Genomic DNA, 7,005 nt, shown 5'->3' on the forward strand with positions numbered 1-7,005 from the left:
AATTTTAATTTTTCTTATTTGATGTAGTTCAAAAATTCATAAATTTGGTAAAAAAACGAAATATAAGCGCAGAGATAAATAAAGAAAGGAATTAAAAAATATTCTATATCAGTGGAGCACATCTGAACATTCTCTTCCAACCAGAGTGCAGGCTGTAGAGAACAGATCATTGAAGTTATTGTGGAAATTGCTCATGAATGCACCTAGTGAGAAGGTAAGTACAGAAATACCAACAATCATGGAAATAGCAAATCCCAGAGAGAAAATATTGAGCTGAGGCGCTGCTTTTGTCATAACCCCCAGAGTGAAATTAACCACCAGCATGGTACAGATAGCACTCATGGACATAGCAAGACCGGCCTTAAACATGGATCCGGAAAAATACATCAGATCATTTAAGCTCTGAGTAGGAACAAATGATCCCATCGGCAGAGTCGTAAAGCTTTCCATCAGCAGATTAAAAAACAGCAGATGTCCGTTTATTGAAAAGAAAACAAGAGTACATAAAACAGTAAAGAACTGACCTACAACAGGAGTATTAGTTCCTGACACAGGATCAACCAGAGACGCAAAGCCAAGACCAGTCTGCATAGCGACCGCCTGTCCTGCAATGATAAAGGCCTGAGACACAAACAGTGTCACCATTCCTAAAGCCAGTCCAATTAAAACCTCTTTTATGGTGATAAGGATGCCTTTAACACTGAAAGGTTCAGTATTCGGAGCAAGATCAGGAATATTAGGCAGCATACACAGAGTGATGGCTAAGGCAGAAAGAACCTTGGTCAGCATAGGAACACTACGTGACGATATCGCAAACATACTGCCGAAAAAAGCGGCGATTCGGCATAAAGGCCAGACAATCTGAGCTATGGCAGTAAGTGAAATTGGCTCTAAAAAATTCATCACCCGATAGATTGAGGAATAAGCTCAATAATTAGTCTGAAAAAGGACATTAGTTTCTCAAGGCCCCAGTGAGCACCAAAAATCAGAGCTCCCACGGTAACCACCAGACGAGGCAGGAAAGATAGAGTCTGCTCGTTAATAGAGGTTGCAGCCTGAAAAACAGAAACCACTAAACCGATACACAGAGAAGGAAGAATACTGGCACTAACCAGAATAGCCACAAGGCCCAAAGCTTCTCTTACAATATCTATAAAGACCTCGGCTTCCATACTATGTACCTCCGACGCCTATACCAAAGCTTGTCATCAGAGTTCCCATAATGAGAGACCAGCCGTCAACAAGTACGAAAAGCATCAGCTTAAATGGCAGAGACACAATCATAGGCGACAGCATCATCATACCCATTGCCATCAGAATGGATGCAACCACCAGATCGATAATCAGAAATGGCAGGAAGAGCATAAAGCCAATCTGGAATGCAGTCTTAAGCTCACTGATGATAAAAGCAGGGATAACCACTCGCATTGGAACATCATCAAGCTTGTCAATTTTTACATTGGCATACTCTGAAAAAGCGTTCAAATCAGACATACGGGTCTGATTGAGCATAAACTTGTGCAGAGGCTTCTGAGCAAGAGAAAAAGCTTCTCTAGCCTCAATCTTCTCCTCCATATAAGGTTCAATAGCGGTGGTATACATATCATCAAAAACAGGGGTCATAACAAACACTGTCATGAACAGAGCAATACCGACAACAACCTGATTGGAAGGAGCTGCCTGCAGACCTATGGCCTGACGCAGAATACCGATTACAATAACAATTCTTGTAAAAGATGTCATCATAACCAGAATTGAAGGAATAAAGGAAAGAAGCCCCATCAGGATTACGACCTGAAGATTCAGGGCATAATCAGAAGTTCCATCCGGATTGATTTTTACAGTAAAGGCATTGATATCAAGATTGCCTGCTGCTGAGGCTGTAGGGACAAAATAGAGGATTCCTGCACTCGCAAGTGCTATAAAAAGACTTATGGCAAAGGTTTTCTTAAGGGAAGAGAGAGTACTTAAAAGTGCCCTGGTATTTCCCATAAGTTTATGATCAGTTGTCTTTTGTAGAATCATTCTCTTTCAAGCTCTTTTCAGTCTGAGCATCAGCTCCAGACATAATTCTTTCAAATTCCAGTTTTACATCATCAACATCAGTAAGATAGGTAATCTGAGTCTGGGTAACTCCAAGCAGAACCTTTTTACTGCCGGCCTTTACAATAACAACTCTCTGCTTAGGTCCAACATAAAGCTGATTCTCTATTCCCAGAGTGCCCTTGTTGACCTTTACAAAACGGGTCTTTTTCAGAAGATATGCCATGGCGACAATTAAAGACAGGATTGCAAAGGTTGAGATTACCCACGAAAAAATAGAGGCTGTGTCCAGTACTGGACCACCAGCCTTATCCTCTGCAGCAGCCGATGCTGCTGCAAAAATACTAAAAGCGCATATTAAACATCTAATCATATGACTACTGTAATTTCTTGATACGCTCAACCTGACTGATTACATCAGTTAAACGGATACCAAATTTATCGTTAACTACAACAACCTCACCATGGGCAATCAGTGTACCGTTAACCAGCACATCCAAAGGTTCACCTGCCATACGCTCAAGCTCAATAACAGAACCCTGATTCAACTGCAGCAGATTTCTAATGGATATCTTTGCGTGACCAACTTCCATTGTAATGGTTACAGGAATATCCAGAATAGAATCAAGTTTCTTACGCTCTTCTGCAGTCAAAGGAGATTTGCTCGGAGCACCGCCTTCTTCTTCAAATTCTTCGACAGGAGGAGCAACGGGATCTTCGCTGCCACCTTCCTGGGCACCAAGAGCGGCAGCCCACTCGTCGGCTAATTTCTGATCTTCTGACATACATCACCTTCTAATCGTCATCAAAATCTTCCATCTCATCTTCATCAGCAATATTAACTCCATTACCTTTAATAAAGCTGAAGTCATTCTTAGCACTCTTAGGTCTTTCCAGTACCTCAGAGATTCTGATGGCCATCTTATCTTTTGACTGTCCAAGCTTAGCATGATAGCTTGGCAGATCCTCTACATATACTAGAAGATTATCTGGAATATCAACGTGTAAAACATCTCCAACCTTAAAATCCATTACATCGCGTAAGGAAACCAGGGTATCAAGAAGCTTTACGCGCATGTCAACGCTGACATCCATAACTTCTTCACGTAGAGCTTTATTCCACCTTACATCAGTATCGCCCTTGTCTGACTGAACACCAGCATCAAGAAGCTCTCTGATAGGTTCGATCATGGAATATGGGAAGCAGATATGCAGATCACCGCCACCGCCATCCAGATCGACATGGAACTGATTTACAACCAGAACTTCAGATGGCGAAACAATGTTTGCCATTGAAGGGTTAACTTCTGAGTCGAGGTATTCAAACTCAACGTCCATTACAGGAGACCAGGCATCCTTGTAATCAGCAAATACCATTTTCAGAAGTTTCTGAGTAATTCTTCTTTCTGTAGGAGTAAATTCACGACCTTCGATCTTGGTTCTGAATCTACCCTCACCGCCGAAAAAGTTTTCAACCAGAATAAATACCAGTCTTGCTTCCAGCGTGATCAGAGCTGTACCCTTTAGCGGACGGAAACGAACCATGTTAAGAGAGGTAGGCACGAACAGAGTCTGAGTATATTCACCAAACTTCATCATGTTCACGCCTGTCCAGGTAACTTCAGCACTGTGACGCATCATGTTGAAAAGACTGATACGCATGTGACGGGCAAAACGTTCGTCCACAAGCTCAAGAGTTGGCATACGGCCACGAACAATACGTTCCTGAGAGCCGAAGTCAAAACTCTTTACGCCCGTAGTTTCCTGGGGTTTTTCCTCTTCAACATCATCCGCTCCGTGTAACAGAGCATCGATTTCGTCCTGAGATAAAAACTCGGTCACGTTATAAGCTCCTTACTGCAGAACAAAGCTGGTAAACAGGATCTGGTCAACGACCGGAGTCTTGTTAAGCTCTGACATCTTTGCTCTTACAGCATCCAAAAGGTCACGCTTTAGTCTCTGTCTTCCGGATGGAAGCAGTAAAGCTTCATATGACTGGGCTGAAAGTCTCTCGAAAATAACACTGTTCATCAGTGTCAGATGCTTCTTGGCTAGAGCTTCATTCTCTTCGCCAATTACCACCAGCACTACCTGAACCTGTCCGGTATGAATTCTTCTGTCACTCTTTATAGAGAATGTGAAAGTCTGATCGAAAGGAACATAAATGTCACGCTGAAGCAACATCTTTTCCTTCTCCTCAGCTGCCTTCTGTGCGGCTATTTCCTCAGGGGTAGGCCCAGGAGGTTCAAAAGGAGGGAGATGCATGAAATAAGCAGCACCGAAATAACCGCCTGCACCGATAATAAGTAGCAGAAGAATAGCTATGATTAAGAAAAGTTTACCTTTCTTTTTAGGAGCATCATCTGAATCTGCTACATCAACATCATTTTTTTCTTTAGCCATAATTCTCTCCTTTTTTTTATATTATGGCACACAGATAAAAATATTCATTTAATTATCATATATTTCTATGCAAAATAGCTTACTGTATTGCTATTTTGTGAGTTATTTAAATTTTCATTATTCTCTATATGATGATTTTCTGACGCCTCGGCATCGATTTTACCTCCTGCAAAGACTGTGCCGTTATCAGATTGATTTTCTTCATTTTCTTTTTGCTGCTTCTGATTCTGACCGGAATTCTGAGAAAACTCCTCAGAGGAAGAGCCATTAAATGCCCTTTCTTCACCATATTCAGAAACTTCTGTCTTAGCCAAAATACTGTTGGATTCAAGCAGGTTCTTCAGTACATCAATACCGCTTTCCAGCATTGCACGTGTTCCGGAGTGAGAGGCACTGATGGAAATCTTTGTAATTTCTTCTGGAGATGCAGCATCAATGACAATTCTCATCTTGCCTAAACCTTCAGGATTTAGAGCCAGCTCCAGAGACTTCAGATTGCGGGAGGACATCTCCATCACCTTCATTGCCAGTGCTTTTGCATTCTCCTTTAGATCAGATGACATATTCAGTAAATCAAATTTCTGCGCATCTGCCCCTGAAAGTGTAAAGCCATCCACAGTCTTCCCTGAAGTATTCAGCGAACTGTACAGATTTGGATTGGACTGAGAGAACATTGATGAACTGCCCTGTTCTGAGAACGACTTTGACATCAGGTTCTGTGAATTGATTCCCAGACTATTCTCAGTAAGATTACGAGGATTTACTGCAAAGGCATCTACCCTTGAAGAGGTCACTTCATTATTGACACTGGCCTCTGAGACAGATGTATTTACAACCTTCTTAAGCAATTCCACAGACTTCTCCAGAGAGTTCTGAAGACTTTCCTTTTTATCAGCAAGAATAGACTCTATCTTGGTCTTTATATCCTCTTTGGCAAGAATTTCATCAAGATTCAGTGAAGCTCTTATGCTGTCCTCGATAACCTCAAAATCCTTTGCACCAAAGTCCTCAGTCATAGAAAACAGAGGTTTTTCATCATTGACCTTAACTGTACCGTCAAGTTCCCTTAACATGCTCATTACATCCTCTGCAGCAGAGAACTGCTGAATTTCAGATGAGCTGTCATTGACCATGAAAGTCTTTAATGCCTGAACATCCCCCTTAAGGAACTGTACAGCGGCATCCTCAAAAGCCTTGGTATCAAAATCAGTCAGAGGATTTGCTGACATTTTGTATACAAGCTCATTTAAAATCTTTGGATCAACAACAGTCAGATCAATACCGTTTTCCTGTGCAAGCTCAGATACCTTGGTAAATATGTTCAGGTTTTGAAGCTTTACCTCAGGAAGTTCTTCTAAAGAATCTGAAGCAACCTTCTCTGATACCAAGATGATTTCAGGATTTTCTGTTCTGACAGCAAGCTGTGACAGTCTATCTGAAGCTCCGCTCTCTGTTTGCTGAGATACAGAGGTATCAGCTGATAAAAAGATATTATCTTTTACCTGAACGGATTCTGATTCGCATTCAGATACACCAACAGTCTTCTTTGAGTTATCTGACAACTCAGTAACAGATGAAACTGTTTCCTTATCTTTGATATTCTCAGGTTGTTCTCTTCTTGAGATAACCTCTTCTCTTTGTGGTTTTGACTCTAATCTTACTTCCTCTCTTTTAGAATTTATCTCAGGTCTGTCTGCTTTTGAATCAATGCTATCTTTCCTTCCAGATGAATCTAAACCAGATCTTTCATTTGAACAGTCTCTGTTTGGAAGCTCTCGCTTCAAAACTCGAGGAGGAGAAGATTCTTTTGATACTCTGTCTGACTGAGAGATAGAAATATCTTTAAGAATCTTAGAAAAATCCAATCCAGAATTCTGGGCAGACTGATATTTCAGATTGCCACTTATGGCAACCTTTGCATCTTCAAGTTGATATGAGCTGCTTACTGCTTGCATTCCACATCTCCTTTTCCCATTTAAAATTCCCGGATATTACTTTTATAATCAAATGGTTATGAACAATATCTATTTAAAATTCACAAACCACGACAACATAAATGCAATTTATCTGCCAATTTAACAAAAGCAAAAAACATAACAGAAAAAAGAAGCAGGAATATAAAAAAGACCAGTTAGTTTTATAACCGCAGAAGAAACTTTGTCAAATACCCTCGGATAAATCCGAGGACTTGCTAGTCAGCATAATATAGGTACAAGCGATACCAATTGGCAATCTCCCTACACTGCCAGCATCATCGGACAATTGACAATGCCCGCTTTGAAAAAGAGTTTACTCTTAACAGTTATTATCCTTTTTGTATCGAGGATTCTTTTCTCCTGACAGCCATCTCTTTCCAAGATTCTGAATATTCATGGCTCCAACTCTGTCATCATTGGATTTATAACCGCATGGGCAGCTATACAGATGTCTGTTATGATCTCTGCTCTGTTTGTGGATTCTTCCACATACTGGACATCTCTGAGATGTGTTTTTTGCACTTACCCTAAGTACTTCAGAGCCCGTCTCTTGAGCTTTGTATTTTAGAAACTGCTCCAGCTG

At 41.0% G+C, this 7,005-nt stretch carries 9 protein-coding genes; all 9 read right to left on the bottom strand.

Going from position 1 to position 7,005, the window contains the following annotated elements:
• Positions 1-108: 108 nt before the first annotated feature.
• On the bottom strand, positions 109-903 hold the full coding sequence (gene fliR / locus BM308_RS05395; protein ID WP_074943493.1) for a flagellar biosynthetic protein FliR: 795 nt from the start codon (positions 901-903) through the stop codon (positions 109-111).
• Complete coding sequence (locus tag BM308_RS05400) at positions 903-1,172, bottom strand: flagellar biosynthetic protein FliQ (protein WP_074943494.1); 270 nt, start codon at positions 1,170-1,172, stop codon at positions 903-905. Before BM308_RS05400 ends, fliR begins: the two co-directional genes overlap by 1 nt.
• Position 1,173: 1 nt before the next feature.
• Positions 1,174-1,935: a flagellar type III secretion system pore protein FliP gene (gene fliP / locus BM308_RS05405; protein ID WP_074943512.1), complete on the bottom strand. Its 762-nt coding sequence runs from the start codon at positions 1,933-1,935 to the stop codon at positions 1,174-1,176.
• Positions 1,936-2,002: 67 nt separating this feature from the next.
• A complete protein-coding gene (locus BM308_RS05410) occupies positions 2,003-2,416 on the bottom strand; it encodes a FliO/MopB family protein (protein WP_074943496.1) in 414 nt (137 codons plus the stop codon).
• 4 nt (positions 2,417-2,420) lie between these two features.
• Positions 2,421-2,828, bottom strand: coding sequence for a flagellar motor switch protein FliN (fliN, locus tag BM308_RS05415; RefSeq protein WP_074943498.1), 408 nt, complete (start codon positions 2,826-2,828; stop codon positions 2,421-2,423).
• Between the two features lie 10 nt (positions 2,829-2,838).
• On the bottom strand, positions 2,839-3,885 hold the full coding sequence (gene fliM, locus BM308_RS05420; RefSeq protein ID WP_074943500.1) for a flagellar motor switch protein FliM: 1,047 nt from the start codon (positions 3,883-3,885) through the stop codon (positions 2,839-2,841).
• Positions 3,886-3,897: 12 nt separating this feature from the next.
• Positions 3,898-4,446 (bottom strand): flagellar basal body-associated FliL family protein, encoded by a 549-nt coding sequence (locus BM308_RS05425; protein ID WP_074943502.1) that lies wholly within the window; start codon positions 4,444-4,446, stop codon positions 3,898-3,900.
• A gap of 65 nt (positions 4,447-4,511) precedes the next feature.
• Positions 4,512-6,401, bottom strand: a complete 1,890-nt coding sequence (locus BM308_RS05430) for a flagellar hook-length control protein FliK (RefSeq protein ID WP_074943504.1) — start codon at positions 6,399-6,401, stop codon at positions 4,512-4,514.
• 340 nt (positions 6,402-6,741) lie between these two features.
• Positions 6,742-7,005, bottom strand: a 264-nt coding sequence (locus tag BM308_RS05435) for a zinc ribbon domain-containing protein (RefSeq protein ID WP_143098569.1), incomplete at its 5' end; no start/stop codon positions are given.

The organism is Succinivibrio dextrinosolvens (assembly GCF_900116345.1).
Classification (GTDB): Bacteria; Pseudomonadota; Gammaproteobacteria; order Enterobacterales; family Succinivibrionaceae; genus Succinivibrio; species Succinivibrio dextrinosolvens_B.